We start from the raw sequence: 22,657 nt of genomic DNA, 5'->3' as shown, positions 1-22,657 counted from the left end.
AAAAGGCTGAGCCCAGTCTAAAACCAAGCTCAGCCTTCAACATCAAATATATCCATTAGCCGATATATTCTAAGCCTTTCATATATGGACGTAAGACTGCTGGTACTTCAATGCGTCCATCCGCTTGCTGGTAGTTTTCTAACACAGCAACCAGAGTACGACCAACTGCTAAACCAGAACCATTCAATGTATGAACCAGTTGGGTTTTCTTGTCGCTCTTACCACGGAAACGAGCTTGCATACGGCGAGCTTGGAAGTCCCACATATTTGAGCAAGAAGAAATCTCACGGTATGTATTTTGCGCTGGCAGCCAAACTTCTAAATCGTAAGTTTTACGTGAACCAAAGCCGATATCCCCAGTACACAGCAGCACTTTACGGTATGGAAGTTCCAGTAATTGTAGAACTTTTTCCGCATGACCGGTTAACTCTTCCAGTGCCGCCATTGATTTCTCAGGGTGCACGATTTGCACTAATTCAACTTTATCAAATTGGTGCATACGGATAAGGCCACGAGTATCACGACCATAAGAGCCCGCTTCTGAACGGAAACATGGTGTGTGAGCCGTCATTTTCAGAGGAAGTGAATCTTCATCTAAAATTTCATCACGTACTAAGTTAGTTACTGGCACTTCTGCAGTTGGGATCAGTGCATAAGTACTGCTATCCGCTTCTTCTTCTAGCGGTTTAGTGTGGAATAAATCTTCACCAAATTTCGGCAGCTGACCAGTACCATACAGCGTGTCATGGTTAACTAAATAAGGAACATATAGCTCTTGATAGCCATGTTGTTCAGTGTGTAAATCCAGCATAAATTGCGCTAATGCACGGTGCATACGCGCGATTTGACCCTTCATCACCACAAAACGAGCACCTGTCAATTTCACTGCTGCTGGAAAATCTAAACCACCAGCCAGTTCACCTAGGCTCACATGATCTTTGACTTCAAAATCATATTGGCGAGGAGTTCCCCAACGAGTGACTTCTAAGTTTTCAGAGTCATCTTTACCGTCAGGCACTTCATCATCAGGAATATTCGGGATACTTAATGCAATATCACGGATTTCTTGTTGCAGTTTATCTAACTCTGCTTTAGCAGCATCCAATTTTTCGCCTAATTGGTTCACTTCCAGGCGTAATGGCTCAATGTCTTCACCACGCGCTTTCGCTGCACCAATTGTTTTCGATCGCGAGTTACGGTCTGCTTGCAGGGTTTCAGTTTCAACTTGTAAAACTTTGCGGCGTTCTTCTAATTCACGCAGCTTTTCCACATTAAGGGTAAAACCCCTGCGAGCCAGTTTTGTAGCAACCGCGTCTAGCTCCGTACGCAGTAAATTTGGATCGAGCATGCTAGTCCTGTGATTTTGTTAGTCAATTGTGAGAGCGAATATAACGCGCTCCGGCGTTATATTTAGAATATTTTATTGCTTTATAACCTTACCGCATTGACCCGATTAGCGATAGCGTTTTGTTGTGCTAATTTGATCTTGTTGGGCTAACCAGTCGAGTTTTTCAGCAATTTTACCTTCTAACCCGCGCGCGGTTGGATAATAGTATTGCGTCGCTTTCATCGGTTCAGGGAAATAGTTTTCACCCGCCGCGTAAGCATTCGGTTCATCGTGAGCATAGCGATACTCTTTACCGACACCTAACTCTTTCATTAATTTAGTAGGGGCGTTTCTTAAATGTTCAGGAACATCATAATCTGGCTGCATTTGAGCATCTTTAATTGCAGCCTTATATGCGGTGTAAACTGCATTGCTTTTCGGTGCACATGCAAGATAAACAATGGCCTGAGCAATTGCTCGCTCCCCTTCTGCCGGGCCTACACGAGTAAAACAATCCCATGCTGAAATCGCCACCTGCATGGCTCGAGGATCGGCATTTCCGACATCTTCAGAGGCAATCGCTAATAAACGACGAGCCACATACAGAGGATCGCCGCCAGCAGTAATAATTCGTGCATACCAATAAAGCGCAGCATCTGGCGCTGAACCACGAACTGATTTATGCAGTGCAGAAATCAAATCATAGTAACGATCGCCCTTATTGTCGAAGCGTGCCGCGCGTTCGCCACTCACTTCTTTGAGTAACTCGGCGGTTAACACTCGTTGACCTTGGTTATCCGCCTCAGCCATATCCGACATCATTTCCAACAGGTTCAATGAGCGCCTTGCATCCCCATTAACTAAGTCGGCAATCATTTTTCGGGTACTATCTGGAAGAACGATATTTTGCCCTCCTAAACCCCGGGCGCTATCGCCCAATGCTTGCAATAGTACCTCTTCAATCTCATTACTTTCTAAGGATTTTAATAGATAGACTCTTGCGCGAGAAAGCAGTGCCGAGTTAAGTTCAAATGATGGATTTTCGGTAGTCGCACCAATAAAAGTGATGGTACCGTCTTCAATATGAGGTAAAAAAGCATCTTGCTGGCTTTTATTAAAGCGGTGAACTTCATCCACAAACAAAATGGTTCTTCGCCCCGCACTGCGGTTTTGGCGCGCTTTTTCGATAGATTCGCGGATTTCTTTGATCCCCGAAGTTACCGCCGAAATACGCTCGATATCTGCTTGTGCGTAGTGACCAATAATTTCAGCCAAGGTGGTTTTCCCCGTTCCCGGAGGTCCCCACAAGATCATTGAGTGTAAATGACCCGCCTTAATCGCTCGTGGTAATGGTTTACCTTCGGCAAGTAAATGAGTTTGACCGATATATTGTTCAAGCGTTTCTGGCCGCATACGCGCAGCCAGAGGTTGGAATTCATTTTGTGAAAAATCGAGAGATAAGTTACCCACGAGACCCTCTTTACCCCCTAGATATTAGTGAGCGCGAGAACGCTGGTCATCCAAAGTGACCCCTTTTGGTACCGTAAATTTGAATTTACTTGGGTCAACTGAGCCATTTTTTTGCTGTTTTAATTGATATGCGCTGGTTTGTCCGTCTTGTTCAACCGCAGCAAATTTCTCAATCGTCCCTTGCGGGTTAACTGTAATAGAGAAACTTTTTAATGTTCCATTAGACTGTTTTGGTTTGAGATCAAACGTATTGCCTTGTTGAACAATAGAATACTGTTTCCAATCCTGCGGATTGTTGCGAGTTAATAGCAAGAATGGTGTATCTTGGGTAGCATCGGCTAAGTTTGTCACCGTCACTTGCTCAACAAATGGGTTGTAAAACCACAGGTTTTTACCGTCTGATACCAGAACACTTTCATCCGGCGAAGTCATATTCCAGTTAAATAAGTTAGGGCGCTCAATCCACAAGTCACCAACACCCTCTTGGATAAGATCACCTTCTGGGCTCGTCACTTTCTGAGAGAAGCTCGCTTGGAAGCTATTCACTTTACTCAGTCTATCTTGAAGGTCTTGACTCGCATCTGCCAATACTTGACCTACGTTTAAACTCAGGGCTAATGCACCTAACAACATCATTTTTTTCATCGAGAAAAGACCTTAAAATTAATACTACAAGGGGCGTATGTCTTTATACACCCCTTGAATTAAACCAGCAATTAGCACATGAAATATTAATATCCCATTGATGGCGGAGCTAATACTTCTCGGTTACCATTATGCCCCGGTTCACTGACAATGCCTTGATCTTCCATTTGCTCAACAATTCGAGCCGCACGGTTGTAACCGATACGGAATTGACGTTGTACACCGGAGATAGATACCCTTTGTTTTTCAACAACAAATTCGACAGCTTGGTCAAATAACGGGTCGAGATCTTCATCACCATTATCTGAACTTCCACCACCTTCGCTATCATCACTACACGTTGTGATGCTATCAATGTATTGTGGTTTTCCACGCGCTTTCCAATCATTTACGACAGCATGAACTTCTTGGTCACGGACAAACGCACCGTGAACACGTACAGGAATCGATGAGTTTGGCGGCAGATACAGCATATCCCCCATACCCAAGAGTGATTCTGCGCCACTTTGATCAAGAATGGTGCGCGAGTCAATTTTACTCGATACCGTAAAGGCAATACGTGTTGGAATATTAGCTTTAATTAACCCAGTAATGATATCGACTGATGGACGCTGGGTAGCTAAAACGAGGTGGATACCCGCTGCACGCGCTTTTTGAGCCAAGCGTGCAATCAGCTCTTCCACTTTTTTCCCTGCGGTCATCATTAAATCCGCAAATTCATCCACCATAACCACAATATAAGGCTCTTTTTTCAGCATTGGATGTTCCATATCCATACTGTCACCCGGTTTCCAGAATGGGTCAGGAATTGGGCGATTCATATCCGCCGCAGCTTTAATTTTATCGTTGTAACCCGCGAGATTACGTACGCCTAAAGCTGACATCAGTTTATAACGACGTTCCATTTCATTGACACACCAACGCAGCGCATTTGCCGCATCTTTCATGTCAGTGACGACTTCAGTTAACAGGTGCGGGATCCCTTCATAGATAGAAAGTTCTAGCATTTTCGGGTCTATCATAATAAACCGAACATCTTCAGGCTTCGCTTTATATAAGATACTGAGGATCATCGCGTTGACCCCAACTGACTTACCCGACCCCGTTGTACCCGCCACTAATAAGTGCGGCATTTTTGCCAAGTCGGCAACAACAGGATCACCTTCGATATCTTTCCCTAAAACAATCGTCAGCGGTGATGGATTTTTTCTAAAATCATCACAGTCTAAAACTTCACTCAAATAAACGGTTTGACGTTTTTCGTTCGGTAATTCTAGACCAACATACGGTTTACCCGGGATCACCTCAACAACACGGACCGCTGTCGTCGATAATGAACGCGCAAGATCGCGGGATAATGTGGAGATTCGAGCCGCCTTCACTCCCGGCGCAAGATCCAACTCAAAGCGAGTGATTACCGGACCCGGAGAGAAACCAACAACTTCAGCTTTAACCCTATAATCATTCAAACGTGCTTCAATTAACCGTGCTGTTTGCTCTAACTTGAACATGTCCACGGGTTCTTCTTGTTCTGGTGGACTTGCCAGTAGATCAAGTGACGGCATTGGCGTGGTCGGTTTTGGTAACGGTTGGTCGTTACGAACCAAGAATGGGTGGAATAAGCTATCCTGCTGTGGCTGCTGTGGCTGCTGTGGCTGCTGTGGCTGCTGTGGCTGCTGTGGCTGCTGTGGCTGCTGTGGCTGCTGTGGCTGCTGTGGAGCAGTTTGAGTCTGTCCCACAGAATGAGCAACAAATTCATTGTCATTATATGCAGGCGTTATCGGCTGTTGTTGTGTTATCGAACGAGCTTCCACTGGCGGTTCGGTAAATGACGGCATAAACAGCGGCGCTGCTGGCTCATCATCAACTAAATCATCCACCGGCGAGAAACGCTCAAATGCCGATAATGGCGTACTTAAATCAATTTTAGGTTCAAAATCATCCACGTCATTATCAAGCTCATGCTCATCATCTGCATGGGCAGTAAAGCGGTGGATATCGGAAGGTGAAGTTGGCTCTGTTGGCGCTATTTGTTCTGTTGGCTCAAAAGCTGGCGTAAATGCTGGTGCAGAAGCCCAACGATGTTCAATTTCTGGCTGAGTAAACGTACTCGCAGGCATAGAATCCTGCTGAGTTTCTAGCTCTGGTGCAATTCCTGAATCTGGAACAGAATCAACTGCAGGCTGGTTAACTTGGAATGCAGCGTCAAAATCCTGCGTATCTGTTTCTGGCTCACCGTAACGTTGACGTTGCTGCTCTAAGAACTGAACGCGCAGCAACCGTTCTTGCTCTAGCTCATCGTCAGTTTTCACTTCATTTTCAGGTTCTTCAGTAGCAGGCCATTGCTGATAAGCCTGTTCACGCTGAGATGCCTCTTCTTGACGACGCTGAAGCTCCGCATCACGCTGAGATGGAATATGAATACCATACAGCTCACGGCGAGTCGGCAAGCGAACTGGATTTGGACGAGGTAATTCTGGCTCCAAATTCTTTTTCACTTGCGCGTGGCGTTCCATCGCTGCAATCGAAATACCTGCTGCTGCTAGTGCCGCAGGATCGGCAACACGGCTAGTTACCGATGATTCACCCACATCGGGGCTTCCCATATCAATGGTGGGTTCTACTGGTGCAAACTGTGGCGCTGTAAATACTGGAGTTGCCAGTCTAGACTCAAAAACAGGTTCTGGAGCAAAAACAGGCTCAGGTGTAAATGTCGGTTCTTGAGGCATAACAGGCGCAGGAGAAAACGCCTGCGTTGCCGCCACTTGAGGCTGATAATCATTAGGCACTTCAAAATGGTAAGTTTGCGGCTCTTTGGTCGCTGAAGGCTCTTCTGTCGCGGAAAATGTCGGTAAGATTGTATTATCTGTTGGTTGAGCAGTAAAGGTAGGCTGCTCTGCCAAAGAAGCGCTTGGCTGGGTTTGCTCAATAACGGATTGCGGCGCAGCCGTTAATAGAGGATCCACCATAACCTGTGGTTCAACCGCTGGCTGCACATCCTCAGAAACGAGCTCAGAGACTGTTGGCGCGGAAAACAGTACATCATCCGCATCAAACTGTTGGTTTTCATCATTTGCTTGATGTTCAGCGATTTGAGCACGCTGTAGCGCTTCTTCCGTTTCTTCAACATCATAATCGTAGTCATCAAGTTCATCACCACGGGCGCGATTTGTTAGCAAGGTGATAGGAAGTAATATCCCTGCCCCAATTTTTTCTGCAATGGTTAGCCAAGACCACCCTGTGAAGAGGGTAAAACTGATTGCCCAGAGGAATAACAGCGCCAATGTAGCGCCCAATGAGTTAAACCACGGCATAATTGCATTACTGAATACACTGCCAATAACCCCGCCAGAAGCGAAGTTCGGTAAATCATCAAAGTTGAGCGCGGCTAACCCACAAGATGAAAGGATCAGTGCTAACCCGCCAATTAGGCGTAAAGAGAGCGAGAAAAAATCAATATAACGACGCTGGCTCTCATAGTGATAAATGGCCCAACACCCGAGTAACAATAATGGCGGGATCGCAAACGCGAGAATACCAAATGCGGAAAATAGGATATCCGCACTCCATGAGCCAATACTTCCCCCTAAATTTTTGACGGGGGCATCCCAGTTAGTTTGCGACCAACTCGGGTCAGAAGGATTAAAGCTCCATAGCGCGACCATAAGAAAGATCGCACAGAGGCAGATTGCCAACAAAATCACCTCTAATAGCCGTCTGCCGCTACTGAGCTTTTTAAATTTGATGTACTTATCTTCGGTATATTCTTGGCTCATTATTATTTCTTTACTGACTGATGTTCTTGCTTAATACGTGATTATCCTATGATTATTCTAACACTAATCCCCTAAACGCGCCTGCTTTAAGGAGATTAAGACAAATTATCACACCATAGGGACCATAAGACTCAGTATTTCATCTTACGAATAGGGTTTCAAACTCTATTTAAGGTCAAAATTCTTAATTGTTTATAGCTTTAAAATCAATAAATTGAAATGAAAATTTCTGACTAATTTTGAGTCTATCGTGGACAATGACAAGAGAATGTTCGAAAAAGAACCATCGGGATAATTGAAGAGAAAAATTATAGCGCTTAAAAACGGAACAACGCTGAGTAAACCCAGCGTTGAAACAGCAGTGCGACAACAATGCAGATTGCTGTGCAGGAATAATGAACACAAAGTACAATTAGCGAGTTTTAATCACTAAGCGGTTGCTTTGTTTCACTTCTTCCATAACTACGTAGGTACGAGTATCGTTTACACCCGGAAGGCGTAATAAAGTTTCACCTAGCAGTTTACGATATGCGGACATATCTGGCACACGCGTTTTCAACAGATAGTCAAAGTCACCGGAAACGAGATGACATTCTTGAATTTCTTCAAGTTTTTGAACTGCTGTGTTGAATTGTTCGAACACATCTGGCGCTCCACGGTTTAAGGTGATTTCAACGAAAACCAGCAGCGATGCATCTAAATAGTGTGGATTTAACAGTGCGGTATAGCCAGAAATGAAACCCTGTCTTTCAAGACGACGAACACGCTCTAAACATGGCGTTGGAGATAAACCAACACGCTTAGATAGTTCAACGTTAGAGATACGCCCGTCTTTTTGTAATTCGTTCAGTATATTCCTGTCAATACGGTCAAGGTCTTTGCCAGGACGCTTTTTATTGTCAATCATCTCTTATCTCTCTTTCTTTAATTGTTATTTTCTACATCTTATAAAACGGTACCATCTATTCGTCAGTCTTCCTAAGCGGACTAGCGGGTGTGGAACCTATTCTATTCGTAATAACTGAAGTTCTCATAAACCGAAACATATTTACCTTTGGCGCGGCTTACAATCGTCGCGACATTGCAAGAATGTGTGACGTAAAGTTAATTTTCCAGTAAGAACAAAAATGCGCCATTTCCATTGACCTGCTAGATAATTAACTCTTAGATAGATGTTTTCGCAAATGCGCAGCCGATTGTCAAAGTAAATGAATAAAAATCAGTACAAGATTTCGGTTTTTTTTTCAGTAAAACGTTTCGCAGACGTAATTCAAGATAATTCCTAAAATTACCGTTTCGTGATTAAAGCACTTTCCCTCTCATTTTTTAACTCTTAATTGGTATTGCCTATCAGAAAAATTTGTACCCTCCACATCAATGAATGGTTAAATCACTTTTGTTACCCCCCTATTTCTCCTACAATCGTCCTTATGCTTTTTTGAGACTAAAAAGAGGAATTCATGAGCACAACCACACATCGCAAGTTAATCATTTTAGGTTCAGGCCCAGCAGGTTATACCGCAGCCGTTTACGCAGCTCGCGCAAATTTACACCCTGCACTGATTACTGGGGTGGAAAAAGGCGGTCAATTAACCACAACCACGGAAGTTGAAAACTGGCCGGGTGATCCTGAAGGTTTAACAGGCCCGGGACTCATGGAACGTATGCATGCCCATGCAGAAAAATTCGAAACTGAAATCATCAACGACCACATTACAAAAGTAGATTTCCAGCAGCATCCTTTCCGCCTGTTTGGTGATGATACAGAATACACTTGTGACGCATTGATCATTGCGACAGGCGCATCTGCTCGTTACATCGGTCTACCGTCAGAAGAAGCATTTAAAGGTCGCGGTGTTTCTGCTTGTGCAACTTGTGACGGTTTCTTCTATCGTAACCAGAAAGTTGCGGTCGTCGGTGGTGGTAATACTGCCGTTGAAGAAGCCCTGTATCTTTCTAATATCGCGTCTGAAGTGCATTTAATTCACCGTCGCGATAGCTTTAGAGCAGAAAAAATTCTGGTTAATCGCCTGATGGATAAAGTTGAAAATGGGAACATCGTTCTGCATACCGACAACACATTAGACGAAGTTCTGGGCGATGATATGGGCGTTACAGGCGTTCGTTTACGTTGCACCAAAACCGATAAAACGGAAGATGTTGCTGTCATGGGTGCCTTTATCGCTATCGGTCATAGCCCTAACACCGCAATTTTTGACGGTCAGTTAGCCTTAAATAATGGCTATATTAAAGTGCAATCTGGCACCAACGGTAACGCCACTCAAACATCCGTTGAAGGGATCTTTGCTGCTGGCGATGTTATGGATCACATCTACCGTCAAGCAATTACTTCAGCCGGTACTGGCTGTATGGCTGCATTAGATGCAGAACGTTACCTAGACGGGTTAGCAGACAAGAAATAGTTTTTTAATCTAAAAATAACTAATCTTAAATTCCTTGAAGCCCCATTTTTACGTTGTCGTTCATTAAGTTCGCAGCGAAATGAAATGGGGCTTTTTGTTTATTCTTGCTTCAAAAATAAAGCGCCATTCCATCTTGAATTAGGAGCAAGTTTATTTTCCTCTTTTTACCCCATGCCTATACTCAATTTAATTATCTTGTTCATTCAAATAAGGAAGTGACATGGAGCCTCAAACGCAAAAAGAGCCCATTAATAAGCTGGCGTATTTCATCATTATCTTGCTATCGGTTATTCAAGGAATTGTCATTACCGCCACGCTTGATTATTCCATAGAAATTCCATTAAGCCCTACATGGGCTTATTTACCCATGATGTTGGCTATTTTTGTTCCTTCCGTTATCAGTTTTCTTATTACCAATGCCAAACAAGCGGTGTTTTATCTCAATATTATCCTAACCGTTGTGCTTGTTTTTTGGATCAATACTTGGCAAAGCCTTGATATTGGTATTTCTGATAACAATGACGCTTTCCTTTCTATTACGACACTCACTGTCCTGATTTTTTTCATATTGCCTTGGATGCAAAATCGCCAAACCACAGGCACCTGGAAAGCTAATTACAGCTGCTTAGTCGGGCACTATTTCCGCAATACCTTATTCGGCCTTTTCGCCTGTGCTATTGGGGGCTTATTAGCTCTGATCGTCAAACAAGCCAGCTTTTTATTTGGCATTGTCAATCTGTCAACACTCAGCCAATTTCTTGGTCACTACATTGTCCTTTGGGTGGCGTTTTTAGTTGGTTTTAATACTAGCTTGCTCTTTTTACGCTCCAAATTGGTGATGCAACTGAATAATATCGCCAAATATTTTTCTCAATTTTTCCTACCTTTACTCAGTTTAATCGCCGTAATTTTCTTAGCCGGCTTAGTTGTTTCCATATTAACTGGCGTACATTACACAGCTTCAGAGTTAGGTTCTGGTACCATGCTCTGTTTTGTGATTTTAAATATTATCTTTATTAATGCCCTTTATGGTGATGGCACAACCCAATTCCAGTTTAAATCTATTATCAATGGCTTTGTACTTATCAGCATCGTTCTACTAAATGCATTTTCTGCACTTTCTCTGTACGGTATTTTCATTCGTGTCAGCCAATATAGCTGGAGTGTGAGTAGGCTATATGCATTTACTATTGCGCTATTCTTAGCCCTGATTATTTTAGCTTACAGCATCACAATCATTGTAAAACGACACCGCTGGGCATTCTCCCTCGGTGCGATAAATAAGGTCGCTATTCTTGGTTTAATTGCCACTATCTTAATCATTAATAGCCCTATTGGTAATTTCCAACGCATCGCGGTGAACAGCATTATGGCGGCCGTTGAGAAAGGAAAAATTAAAATTAACTACGATTTATCTTATGACTTAGAGAAGTTAGGAGTCCGAGGAAAAGAAGCGTTAACGAAACTGGAACAAGACCCTGATACGAAAACACAGCTCAAAGTTGGCGCTTACTCTGATGTCCCTAAACCACTTAAAGACGTTCTTATCATCGCCAAAGGCAGTCAACCATTGCCACAAAGCTGGTTTGATATGGAAGATGGGATCCGAGACGCATGGAATTGCACCAATTATTACAGCAATTATGAATGTCTTGGATTTATGGCTGATGCAAACAACGATGGAACAAACGAAGTGGTGATGTGCTACTCCATCCCCGAGTCCCTTGATTATGAATGTACTATTTGGCAATCCATGGATAACACATGGAAATTAGTCGATACACAAAGAGAGGTATTCGACGATATGCCATCCAAGAAAACGGCATGGGATAAGCTACTCAACAACCAGTTTATATTGAAACCAAAAACCTGGTTGCAAATTGTTCCTGAATAACCCACGAAATTCCCCAAAAATTATTTCAACCTAAAATGCAGGTGGCTTAACAATTATAAATTAAGCCACCTTATTTTTTCTTTGTAATAACGGTAACATCCTCTGTTCGCTCAAATTTAATTATATTACGCCCAATATGATTTACCTTTATAAAACATATCGATAACAAAAATTGTTCTATTCAAATAACTGGCTTTTATTATGTAACATATCTGATGGAAGCTGTTATGATAGGCAAAAATTCGGTTAGATTTGATGACAAAGTCAACTATCTTAACTGCACTCAATAACATGAAAACTACACCTGCTAACTAAATCATTATGGATAAATCAAGACAGACTGAATTGGTGCGTTGGTTAAAGCAACACAGCGCTCCTGCTAAGCGTTGGCTCCGAATTTCTATGCTCTTAGGCATAGTCAGCGGTTTATTAATTATTGCGCAGGCTTGGTTCCTCGCGGTGATCCTACAAGCGCTCATGATGGACCATATTCCACGAGAGCAGCTCCTCACTGACTTTGCGTTATTAATTAGTGTCTTCATTTTACGCGGTGTTGTTCATTATCTTCGTGAACGCGCTGGCTACCGCTGTGGACAAGTCGTTAGGCAGCAAGTCCGCGGCATGGTGTTAGATAAACTGCAAGAGTTAGGCCCTGTCTGGGTCAAAGGTAAGCCCGCAGGAAGCTGGGCAACGATTATTCTTGAGCAGATTGAAGACATGCAAGATTACTATTCTCGCTATCTTCCGCAAATGTATTTAGCCACCATCATCCCAATCATGATCTTGATTGCTATCTTCCCGTTTAACTGGGCTGCCGCGCTGATTTTATTTGCAACTGCCCCGTTAATTCCGATTTTTATGGCGCTGGTAGGACTCGGTGCTGCCGATGCTAACCGCCGTAACTTCCTTGCCTTAAGCCGTTTGAGTGGCAGTTTCCTCGACCGTTTACGTGGATTAGACACCCTACGCCTATTCTTCCGTGGCAAAGCGGAAGTCAACCAAATTCGTGAATCCACCGAAGACTTCCGTTCTCGCACCATGGAAGTCCTGCGTATGGCATTTTTATCGTCGGGAGTCTTGGAGTTTTTCGCGTCAATCTCCATTGCGGTAGTCGCCGTTTATTTCGGGTTCTCTTATCTTGGAGAGTTAAGTTTCGGTAGTTATGGCCTGCCTGTCACACTATTTGCAGGTTTCCTTGCACTGATTTTATCCCCTGAATTTTTCCAACCTCTGCGTGACCTAGGCACTTACTATCACGCAAAAGCCCAAGCTGTAGGTGCCGCAGAGTCGCTGGTGACCTTACTCGAAAGCCAAGGTGACGAACAATTACCACAAGGCGACAAGGTGATTGATGAGCAACCTATTCGCATTGAAGCCAAACAGCTGGAAGTTCTCTCCCATGATGGCACTATCCTCGCGGGCCCTCTCGATTTTACCATTGAGCCGCAGCAACGCATCGCCTTAGTGGGCCAAAGTGGTGCGGGTAAAAGTTCCCTATTAAACTTATTACTTGGCTTCCTGCCTTACCGTGGTTCCATCACTATTAATGGTAATGAACTCAATCAATTATGCTCAGAACAATGGCGTGCTTTAGTAGGCTGGGTTGGGCAAAACCCGCATTTACCTGAACAAACGTTGCAGGAAAATATTTGCCTAGGGAAACCCAATGCGACTGAGTCAGAAATTCAATCTGCGATCGAAAAAGCCTATGTCGCGGAATTTCTGCCAAACTTACCGGATGGGTTAAATACTCGCTTAGGTGATTTCGCCGCACGCCTTTCTGTTGGGCAAGCGCAGCGTGTCGCTGTTGCTCGTGTACTCTTAAAACCTTCTCGCTTATTACTATTAGATGAGCCAGCAGCCAGCTTAGATGCACATAGTGAACAGCGTGTGATGGAAACATTGAACCAATTATCTGAGCAGCAAACCACGTTATTAGTGACCCATTTACTTGAAGAAACCCTGGATTACGACCAAATTTGGGTCATGTCTAACGGGAAAATTATCCAGCGTGGTGACTACCAACAACTGAGCCAGTCTGAAGGTGCTTTTGCCCAATTACTCGCTCACCGCCAAGAGGAGCTTTGAAAATGAAAGTATTACTCCCCTTCTTAGCCCTCTATCGCCGTCATTGGTTTTTGATTTCCTTAGGGATCATTCTGGCGATTGTCACGCTGCTTTCCAGTATTGGCCTTCTCACGTTATCAGGATGGTTCTTAGCCGGAGCCGCTATCGTCGGTGCGCCGGGGATCTTTTTCTTTAACTATATGCTCCCTGCGGCTGGGGTTCGTGGTGCGGCTATTTTCCGTACCGCAGGTCGTTATGCTGAGCGTTTAGTCAGCCACGATGCAACATTCAAAGTCTTAGCCCATCTGCGCGTTTTCGCCTTCAGTAAGGTATTACCGCTCTCTCCCGGTGGGATCAGCCGTTTCCGTCAAGGGGATTTATTAAACCGACTGGTTGCGGATGTCGAAACCCTAGACCACCTTTACTTGCGCGTTCTCTCCCCAATTGTCAGTGCTTTCTTTGTCACCTTTGTCCTGATCATTGGTTTAAGCTTCCTTGATCCTCGCCTAGCATGGACATTAGGCGGTGTTATGCTGTTCTTGCTGTTTACGATGCCATTTGTATTTTATCGCGCTGGTAAGCCGATTGGACGCGAACTGACTGAACTGCGCGGAAATTACCGCACAGTATTAACTTCCGCATTACAAGGCCAAGCCGAATTAGCCTTGTTTGGCGCGACTGCTCGTTTTCGTCAACACTTATCAAGCATCGAAAATTCATGGCAAGGTCGCCAGCAGCAACAAGCTGCACTGACAGGTTTATCTCAAGCCATTATTCTGTGTGCATCAGGACTAACCGCAACCTTGCTTTTATGGATGGCAGCCGAACATGTTGGTGGAAATACTCAACCCGGTGCGCTGATTGCCTTATTTGTTTTCTGTGCATTGGCCTCGTTTGAAGCCTTAGGACCAGTTGCCGTCGCATTCCAACATATGGGGCAAGTGATTGCATCAGCTACCCGCGTTTCTCAGTTAATGCATGCAAAACCGGAAGTGAATTTTGTTAGCCAAGGCAATACGCTCGATTCACTTGAAAGCCTGACTATCGATAACATTACGTTCACTTATCCAGAACAGCCTTTCGCCGTATTGAAAAATGTCTCCTTGTCGGTTAAACAAGGCCAGCACATTGCGTTATTAGGAAAAACGGGCTGCGGTAAATCAACGCTGCTGCAATTGCTCACCCGCGCTTGGGATGTGGACAGTGGCGTAATATCGATTAATGGTCAGCCAATTCAATCTTACAGCGAAGAAGCACTACGTGGCGTGATGTCCGTGGTTCCTCAGCGTGTTCATGTCTTCAGTGATACCCTGCGCAATAACTTATTATTAGCCAACGAGCAAGCCTCAGACGAGCAACTTTGTGATGTACTCACCCAAGTGGGCTTAGATAATTTGTTGGATAATCAGCTAAAATTAAACGCATGGATGGGTGAAGGCGGTCGTCAATTATCAGGGGGGGAACAACGCCGCTTAGGTATTGCTCGCGCCCTTCTGCACAATACGCCACTCGTCTTAATGGATGAGCCAACAGAAGGGTTAGATGCCCATACTGAGCAGCAAATTCTTAGCTTGCTCAAGCAAAAATGTGCTGATAAAACGCTGCTGGTGATCACCCATCGTATGCAAGGTTTAGAGCAAATGGACACCATTTGTGTGATGGATAATGGCGAAATTATCGAACAAGGCTCACACCCGCAATTGTTAGCTGAGCAAGGTCGTTATTATCAGTTCCGTCAACGTCATTTGGTTCAGCAAACTGGCTGAGGTGCACCATGTACCAATTAGACGATGATTCATACCTGTTTCCCCCCGTGTCTGAAGCGATGCGGGAACCTAATGGATTACTGGCGATCGGCGGTGATTTATCATCTCGCCGCTTACAAGCAGCTTACTATGATGGTATTTTCCCGTGGTTTAACCCTGGTGAAGTCCCATTGTGGTGGTCTCCTGATCCGCGAGCAGTCTTGAAAGTGGGCGACCTGCATATCAGCCGTTCCATGATCAAAACATTAAAAAAATCCCCTTATCGCATCACCATAAACCACGCATTCAAAGAAGTGATTGCGGCTTGTGCAGTTCGTGCAGAAGGAACGTGGATCCTTCCTTCCGTACAGGCTGGTTACCTAGCGCTTCATCAAGAAGGACTCGCCCACTCTATTGAGGCATGGCATGATGATCAGCTGGTGGGCGGTTTGTATGGTGTGAGCATGGGACACCTATTTTGTGGGGAGTCGATGTTCAGTAGAATGAATGATGCGTCCAAATGTGCTTTTATTACATTCTATTTTCATTTTTTGCGCTATAATGGGCAACTTTTTGATTGTCAGGTACTTAACCACCACACCGCTTCACTTGGCGCGACGGAGATCTCCCGCAGGGATTTTCTGCATATTCTTTATCGGTGGCGTGACCTGCGGATTGACCCAGCATGCTGGTTACCACAGTCAATTGTTTTACCTCAATCATTTGAAAAATCACCACTTTTTAAACGATAGAAAGTGGCAATACAGTAATTTTATCCCCAACTATTTTAAAGAAAGATCGCTTTAAAATGCGACACTTCTTTACTTAGTGTGGGTTTTTGGGCATTATCTTGCCCGTAAAAAATCACGGTTATTAGACTTAGAGGATTAGATGGCCAAAGAAGATAATATTGAAATGCAGGGAACGGTTTTGGATACCCTGCCAAATACAATGTTCCGCGTTGAACTGGAAAACGGTCACGTTGTGACTGCGCACATCTCTGGTAAAATGCGTAAAAACTACATCCGCATTCTGACAGGCGACAAGGTAACTGTAGAGTTAACTCCTTACGACCTGAGCAAAGGCCGCATCATTTTCCGTAGCCGCTGATTTTCGATTTTCAGGCAAGGCCTGACAAGACCACAGGTGCCTAAGACACCTGTGGTACTAGTTATTGTCAGATTACAGCATCCTCTGGAGAGGCCTTGTGTACGCTACTGAAACTGTATGTCAGTGTGTGACTCTTTTCATCAAGCCCGATACTCACCGAGCCGCCATTCGTTAACGAACCAAATAACAGTTCATTCGCTAATGGTTTCTTCAGGTTATCCTGAATGACACGCGCCATAGGTCGGGCACCCATTGCTTTGTCATACCCCTTCTCACACAACCAACGACGAGCCGCTTGGCTTACCTCAATCGAGACGCCCTTCTCATCCAACTGTGCTTGCAGTTCAACAATGAATTTATCAACCACTTGTGTGATGATATCCATCGACAGCGCATTAAACCAAATAATGCCATCAAGACGGTTACGGAATTCTGGTGAAAATGTCTTTTTAATTTCAGACATCGCATCCGTACTATTATCTTGCTCTGCAAAACCAATCGAACGGCGCTGAATTTCTTGTACCCCTGCGTTGGTGGTCATGACCACAATCACATTACGGAAGTCTGCTTTACGGCCGTTATTATCCGTCAGCGTACCGTGATCCATCACTTGCAGAAGGATATTAAACACATCCGGGTGCGCTTTTTCAATTTCGTCCAATAACACGACGGAATGTGGATGTTTAATCACAGCATCGGTCAGCAAACCACCTTGGTCAAAGCCAACATACCCCGGAGGTGCACCAATCAGTCGGCTAACCGTATGGCGTTCCATATATTCAGACATATCAAAGCGTAGCAGCTTCACATCCAACGCTTTCGCCAATTGTACGGTGACTTCCGTTTTACCCACGCCTGTTGGTCCTGCAAACAAGAATGAGCCTACGGGCTTATGATCTAACCCTAATCCCGCACGATTCATTTTAATCGCTTCAGACAGCGCCTCAATCGCTTTATCTTGTCCAAAGACTAACATCTTCAGTCGAGCGTCTAAGGTTCTCAAACGATCTTTATCGCTAGAGGAAACGGTTTTTTCTGGAATACGCGCAATACGCGCCACCACTGTTTCGATTTCAGGCACACCGATGGTTTTTTTACGTTTGCTTGGTGCCACTAAACGCGTTCTTGCTCCCGCTTCATCGATAACATCAATAGCTTTATCCGGTAGATGGCGATCAGTAATGTATTTCACTGATAAATCTACTGCCGCCTGAATGGCTTTCGCGGTGTAGCGCACATCATGGTGAGACTCATATTTCGGTTTCAATCCATTAATGATACGCACGGTTTCTTCAGGGGTTGGTTCCACAATATCAATTTTTTGGAAACGACGAGCTAGCGCTCTATCTTTCTCAAAAATATTACTAAATTCTTGATAGGTAGTAGAGCCAATCACGCGGATACGCCCACTTGATAATAATGGCTTGATTAAGTTTGCGGCATCCACTTGTCCACCCGATGCCGCACCGGCACCAATGATCGTGTGAATTTCATCGATAAACAGAATGCTTTTCGGATCTTTTTCCAACATTTTCAGCAGCGCTTTAAAACGTTTCTCAAAATCACCGCGATATTTAGTGCCTGCTAACAATGAACCGATATCCAGTGAGTAGATTGTGCAATCTTTCATCACCTCAGGCACATCATTTTGCTCAATACGCCACGCTAAGCCCTCAGCGATCGCCGTTTTACCTACGCCAGATTCCCCAACCAATAATGGGTTATTCTTACGGCGACGGCACAACACTTGAATAGTACGCTCTAATTCAGCCTGACGTCCCACCAGCGGGTCGATATTGCCTTTCTTAGCCTGTTGGTTCAGATTGGTGGTGAAGTTGTCCATATGGTCTTCAGAGACCGGTTGCTCTTCACTTGGTGGTGTATTGTTTGCGGCATCATCCTCCGATGAAGAAGAATCTTCACCTTTAATGGTACCGTGGGAAATGTAATTAACCACATCTAGGCGGCTAACATCATGCTTACGTAATAAATAAGCCGCTTGGGATTCTTGTTCGCTAAAAATCGCCACTAGCACATTCGCGCCAGTCACTTCGCTGCGGCCTGATGATTGAACATGAAAAACAGCACGTTGCAGTACGCGCTGGAAACTCAAAGTTGGCTGAGTGTCTCGCGTATCATTCTCAGGCAACAGCGGCGTGGTTTGGGCAATAAAATGTTCGAGCTCTTGTCTCAGGGCAACCAAGTCGACCTTACAAGCCTCTAAAGCTTCACGCGCAGAGATATTGCTCAATAATGCCAGCAATAGGTGCTCCACAGTCATAAATTCATGGCGATTGTCTTTCGCTCTGGTAAAAGCAACATTTAGACTAAGCTCCAATTCTTGATTGAGCATAAGCACCTCCCAAAATTGATATTAAGACTCTTCAGACTTTCTCTATAGTACACAATAAAGGATATTCATGTTCCCTTGCAAAAGCATTGACTTGAGCGGCTTTAGTTTCTGCGACTTCAGCAGTATAAACACCGCAAATACCTTTACCTTGAAAATGTACATCTAACATTATCTGTGTAGCGCGTTCTTCATCAAAAGAAAAGTATTTTTGTAACACCTCAACAACAAAATCCATCGGAGTATAATCATCATTATTTAGCAGTACTTTATACATCGATGGCGGTTGCAGAGTCTTTTCAACTTCATCTTTAAAAATTGTGTCAGTTTTAAATGTACTCAGAAAATCACTCATTACTTTCGTGCTCAGTCGTATTACCCAGTGTGGAAATTCAAATTAAGCATAGCCTTTATTATCAATGATATCTATTCACTAAATAGCAATTCAATAAAGCTAAGCCATTAAAAATATTTAATCTTCATTTTGGTGCTGAATTCTCAATTTATCCCAGTGTACCACGGGCAGATAACTAACTTATAGCATCTAAATTTTGTGACGTATGTCAAAAAATTTAAAAATTCACGAAAAACGCTCATCGGATTATTTTCAGTTTATTCAAAAAGCCAAAATCCGACTCTTGACCAAATATCCCTATTCAATACAGTATGAAATGCGAGCGATTAAATTCGTATTTATACCTAGTTTGCATGTGTATTTTATGCATGTATATAAACAGTCAGTAGCAAACTTGAAGGACAGAAATATGAATACAGGTACGGTTAAGTGGTTCAATAATGCCAAAGGTTTTGGTTTTATTTGCCCAGAAAATGGCGGAGATGATGTATTTGCACATTATTCCACAATCCAAATGGATGGTTACCGGACACTCAAAGCGGGTCAAAAGGTCAGCTACACACTTATGATTGATGGGCCCAAAGGCGCGCATGCTACCGCCATTATCCCAATTATCGAAAGTGGTGAAGGGAACGCAGAATAAGTTAGGGTAATAGAGCACAGTTAATTATTTTTAAGGGGTAAATAATTAACTGTGGCTATTTCAAATTAACGATATTTTAATTAACAACGTTCTAAATTAAGACAGTCTGCAACAAATATTATTGCTCATCCGTTGCCTGCAAATGATGCATATCACCATATAATTCAGTTAATAGCTGATATTGCTCTTCATCATAGAATGAGCACTGACCTTCGCCGAAAGCTTTTGCTACTTCAATCATGAATTTCACCGTCGAGGCAATGTCCACTTCATGACTGGCTCCCGTTGAACAACCCGGCACAACAGTTTCAGTGCAAATTGCAACACCAACAACCGGAACCGTCGTTGAAACAGCTGGTTGCATAATACTGTTGAGATGATGAAGCCCATTGCCATATGGCGTGATATCTTGGATAGATAGCGGGAAAGTCACCGCATTTTGTCCGCTACTCCACTCCATTAAACGCAATAAATCCTCAGAAACAGGTAGGATATATCCCGATTTAACCGTCGGTGATAGCGCATAACCTTTATGGTTAATTAAGCGATTTCCTTTGGTGGTATCTACCGATAAAATTGCATCGGCCTCTGGGATCCCTTCATGAAGATTCATCGTGGCATCTTCAAGGGGTGAGTCCATAAAATCGACTGGCGTATGCGGGCGAGTTGGTGCATTTGGACAGATATGCGTTGTAATGATCACATCCCCTTGTAATGCGTCCCCTCTTTGCTGCATTTGAGCCAATTTTAATCCCGTTGCGATGGCAGCAATTGCACCATCCGCATCAGAAACAACCCCAATGCGCGAAGGCCTTGCACCCAATCCACCTAAACGCCCGATAATACCTAGCGTTGGTGTATTCTTACCTTGAGATTTACCTTGTAAACCCGGAATGGTGATTCTGACGAAATCGCTTTGGCCTTTTTGATCGACTACAGTCGTTGAAATGACTTGAACTGCGGGGAAATCTTGGAACAACTGAACAACATCATGCCCACTAACATTCGCACAATCGAGTAGCTCATAAACGCACAAAGTTTGCTTTAGAGTCATTGTACTTCCTTTAATTCTAATTATTTTTTTCGAGTTTTAGAGTAAACGGGCACCAAAGGAGCACCCGCTTACTCTGAATACCCCTTAACTAAAGACAAAGGGTATATTTCCTGATGAAGGCGTATTCACGCACTTTGAATGGTATTTAATTATTATTTACTGCAACTACTCATTACTGAACTTTTACTGCTGATACTGCTTTATATCACAAGGTTTTTTGACTACTTGGTGCTACGCTCTAACCAGTAAGGATCCCCAACCATACATCCTAGGTAAGAAGCCTTACGGTAAAGATCTTGGGACAACTGCACGATAATCTCATCGGTCATTTGCGACTCTGGGAGACTCAAACACAACGCATATAACGTATTTTGTGAAGGGTCATATACTGTACTGGATACAGAGGCGACACCGGCAACTGACTCATTAACTGAAAACTCCCAACCTCGTTCATTGATCACACTAATGCGCTCATTTAAACGGGCTCGAGACTCTTCAGGCTCTAAATTAATTAAGTTTATGCGCTCATTTATCGGCAATCGTGCTAATAATGCGCGCCCCGTCGATGTACCGCCAATAGGTAAACGCGTTCCAGGCTGCGTAATCACTTGCAGCATACTGTTACCAATTCGAGCATGAACAACACGGACTTTGTCTTCATCTAACGCAGAGACATAACTGGTAAACCCAGTATCTTTCGTCAGACTGTCTAACGCTTCTAACGCCATATCTATTAAATGGTTCATGCCACGAGCTCGGTGGGCAATCTCCATAATCAACAAACCTGGACGATAAATCGGTGCGTTATTTTTCTTTTCGAGCAACCCAAGTTCTGCCATCTGCTTTAACAAACGTGAGGCAGAGCTTTTCGGCATCGATAATTCATTGACCAACGTGGTTACCGTTAACTCATTACCTGAGCGTAAAAATAGGCGATACACGTCGACAACACTTGTTAAAATACTCATACCTGAGTTTCCTGCACTAGCAAGCCATAATCCAGAGGCTTTCTATCTCTTAAATAAGGCACATTTAAACGCGTATGCGCCTGAAGACGAAAATCAATCTCACCAACTAACAACTGTTCTTGTTCGCAAGATGCCTCACACAAAACTTGCCCACGCGGGCCCATAATTTTACTGCCACCAAATAGGTGTAAATCTTCTTCGTGCCCCCAGCGATTCACCGCGAGAAGATGCGTGCCATTCTCTAAAGCACGACATGCAGTATTGATATCCCACATATCTCGGTCTTGAATACACCACGCAGAAGGCGCTATTAACAATTCAGCACCTTGCAGAGTGAGGATCCGCGCCACTTCAGGAAAGCCCATGTCGTAGCAAATCATCACACCGATTTTACCGATTGGCGTATCAAACACAGGGAAAGTATCCCCGCTTTTGAACCACTGCTTTTCAATACCAAACGCATGTACTTTACGAAATACGCCGCTGATATTTTCACAGCCCGGATTCCAAACGCCCACTGAATTATACACTTCACCAAGACGCTCACCGCGCTCAGCAAATCCCGCCACAATCGTGATACTTAGGCGGGAAGCTAATTGGCTAAATAGGCAGTATGTTTCACTGCCATCAAAATCACTAAGATCCCATAACTGAGTGGAGAGTAGATCACCCCGATAACCCGTTGTTGACAGCTCTGGGAAACAGATTAACTTAGCGCCTTGAGATGCCGCCTGCTCGCACAGTTGCGCCATACGCTGCAAGTTACCTATTTTATTACCTAGTTCAGAATCAAACTGAGCCAGAGCTACTTTCACTTGGTTATCGGTCAT

General features: G+C 44.0%; 17 protein-coding genes. 7 read left to right on the top strand and 10 right to left on the bottom strand.

The window, feature by feature from the left end; genetic code table 11:
- Positions 1-55 precede the first annotated feature (55 nt).
- The 5 genes from serS to lrp form a co-directional block, all read right to left on the bottom strand.
- On the bottom strand, positions 56-1,348 hold the full coding sequence (gene serS, locus LDO73_RS05705) for a serine--tRNA ligase (protein ID WP_224060575.1): 1,293 nt from the start codon (positions 1,346-1,348) through the stop codon (positions 56-58).
- Positions 1,349-1,453: 105 nt separating this feature from the next.
- Positions 1,454-2,797, bottom strand: coding sequence for a replication-associated recombination protein A (locus LDO73_RS05700; protein WP_224060574.1), 1,344 nt, complete (start codon positions 2,795-2,797; stop codon positions 1,454-1,456).
- Between the two features lie 24 nt (positions 2,798-2,821).
- Positions 2,822-3,442, bottom strand: a complete 621-nt coding sequence (gene lolA / locus LDO73_RS05695; RefSeq protein ID WP_224060573.1) for an outer membrane lipoprotein chaperone LolA — start codon at positions 3,440-3,442, stop codon at positions 2,822-2,824.
- An 86-nt stretch (positions 3,443-3,528) separates the two neighbouring features.
- Positions 3,529-7,218 carry a DNA translocase FtsK 4TM domain-containing protein gene (locus LDO73_RS05690; protein ID WP_224060572.1) on the bottom strand — a complete coding sequence of 1,230 codons (3,690 nt, stop codon included), beginning with the start codon at positions 7,216-7,218 and terminating at the stop codon, positions 3,529-3,531.
- Between the two features lie 412 nt (positions 7,219-7,630).
- Positions 7,631-8,125, bottom strand: a complete 495-nt coding sequence (lrp, locus tag LDO73_RS05685) for a leucine-responsive transcriptional regulator Lrp (RefSeq protein WP_004918089.1) — start codon at positions 8,123-8,125, stop codon at positions 7,631-7,633.
- Positions 8,126-8,678: 553 nt separating this feature from the next.
- On the opposite strand from lrp, the gene trxB reads away from it, so the two are divergent.
- From trxB to infA, 6 genes are all read left to right on the top strand, one after another.
- Positions 8,679-9,641 carry a thioredoxin-disulfide reductase gene (gene trxB / locus LDO73_RS05680; protein WP_224060571.1) on the top strand — a complete coding sequence of 321 codons (963 nt, stop codon included), beginning with the start codon at positions 8,679-8,681 and terminating at the stop codon, positions 9,639-9,641.
- A 220-nt stretch (positions 9,642-9,861) separates the two neighbouring features.
- On the top strand, positions 9,862-11,535 hold the full coding sequence (locus LDO73_RS05675) for a DUF7057 domain-containing protein (protein ID WP_224060570.1): 1,674 nt from the start codon (positions 9,862-9,864) through the stop codon (positions 11,533-11,535).
- A 321-nt stretch (positions 11,536-11,856) separates the two neighbouring features.
- The gene (cydD, locus tag LDO73_RS05670; RefSeq protein WP_224060569.1) at positions 11,857-13,623 is read left to right on the top strand and encodes a heme ABC transporter permease/ATP-binding protein CydD; all 1,767 of its coding nucleotides are present in this window, start codon (positions 11,857-11,859) and stop codon (positions 13,621-13,623) included.
- A gap of 2 nt (positions 13,624-13,625) precedes the next feature.
- Entirely contained in the window at positions 13,626-15,368 is a 1,743-nt protein-coding gene (gene cydC, locus LDO73_RS05665) for a heme ABC transporter ATP-binding protein/permease CydC (protein WP_224060568.1), read from the top strand.
- 8 nt (positions 15,369-15,376) lie between these two features.
- The gene (gene aat / locus LDO73_RS05660; protein WP_224060567.1) at positions 15,377-16,099 is read left to right on the top strand and encodes a leucyl/phenylalanyl-tRNA--protein transferase; all 723 of its coding nucleotides are present in this window, start codon (positions 15,377-15,379) and stop codon (positions 16,097-16,099) included.
- A gap of 139 nt (positions 16,100-16,238) precedes the next feature.
- A complete protein-coding gene (gene infA, locus LDO73_RS05655; RefSeq protein WP_004244560.1) occupies positions 16,239-16,457 on the top strand; it encodes a translation initiation factor IF-1 in 219 nt (72 codons plus the stop codon).
- A gap of 67 nt (positions 16,458-16,524) precedes the next feature.
- Here infA and clpA read toward each other — a convergent pair whose 3' ends face one another.
- Positions 16,525-18,810 (bottom strand): ATP-dependent Clp protease ATP-binding subunit ClpA, encoded by a 2,286-nt coding sequence (clpA, locus tag LDO73_RS05650; RefSeq protein ID WP_224060566.1) that lies wholly within the window; start codon positions 18,808-18,810, stop codon positions 16,525-16,527.
- 31 nt (positions 18,811-18,841) lie between these two features.
- Positions 18,842-19,162, bottom strand: coding sequence for an ATP-dependent Clp protease adapter ClpS (clpS, locus tag LDO73_RS05645; RefSeq protein WP_224060565.1), 321 nt, complete (start codon positions 19,160-19,162; stop codon positions 18,842-18,844).
- A 409-nt stretch (positions 19,163-19,571) separates the two neighbouring features.
- Here clpS and cspD point away from each other — a divergent pair, with 409 nt between their 5' ends.
- On the top strand, positions 19,572-19,805 hold the full coding sequence (gene cspD, locus LDO73_RS05640; protein ID WP_224060564.1) for a cold shock domain-containing protein CspD: 234 nt from the start codon (positions 19,572-19,574) through the stop codon (positions 19,803-19,805).
- Positions 19,806-19,923: 118 nt separating this feature from the next.
- Here cspD and LDO73_RS05635 read toward each other — a convergent pair whose 3' ends face one another.
- The 3 genes from LDO73_RS05635 to LDO73_RS05625 all read right to left on the bottom strand — a co-directional run bounded on the left by LDO73_RS05635 (position 19,924) and on the right by LDO73_RS05625 (position 22,657).
- Entirely contained in the window at positions 19,924-20,859 is a 936-nt protein-coding gene (locus LDO73_RS05635; RefSeq protein WP_224060563.1) for a DUF1177 domain-containing protein, read from the bottom strand.
- Between the two features lie 221 nt (positions 20,860-21,080).
- Entirely contained in the window at positions 21,081-21,827 is a 747-nt protein-coding gene (locus LDO73_RS05630; RefSeq protein WP_224060562.1) for an IclR family transcriptional regulator, read from the bottom strand.
- Complete coding sequence (locus LDO73_RS05625; protein ID WP_224060561.1) at positions 21,824-22,657, bottom strand: nitrilase-related carbon-nitrogen hydrolase; 834 nt, start codon at positions 22,655-22,657, stop codon at positions 21,824-21,826. Before LDO73_RS05625 ends, LDO73_RS05630 begins: the two co-directional genes overlap by 4 nt.

The organism is Providencia alcalifaciens, from assembly GCF_915403165.1.
GTDB lineage: Bacteria > Pseudomonadota > Gammaproteobacteria > Enterobacterales > Enterobacteriaceae > Providencia > Providencia alcalifaciens_C.
Note: the sequence above shows the minus strand (reverse complement) of the source record. Positions and strands in the feature narration are given on the sequence as shown.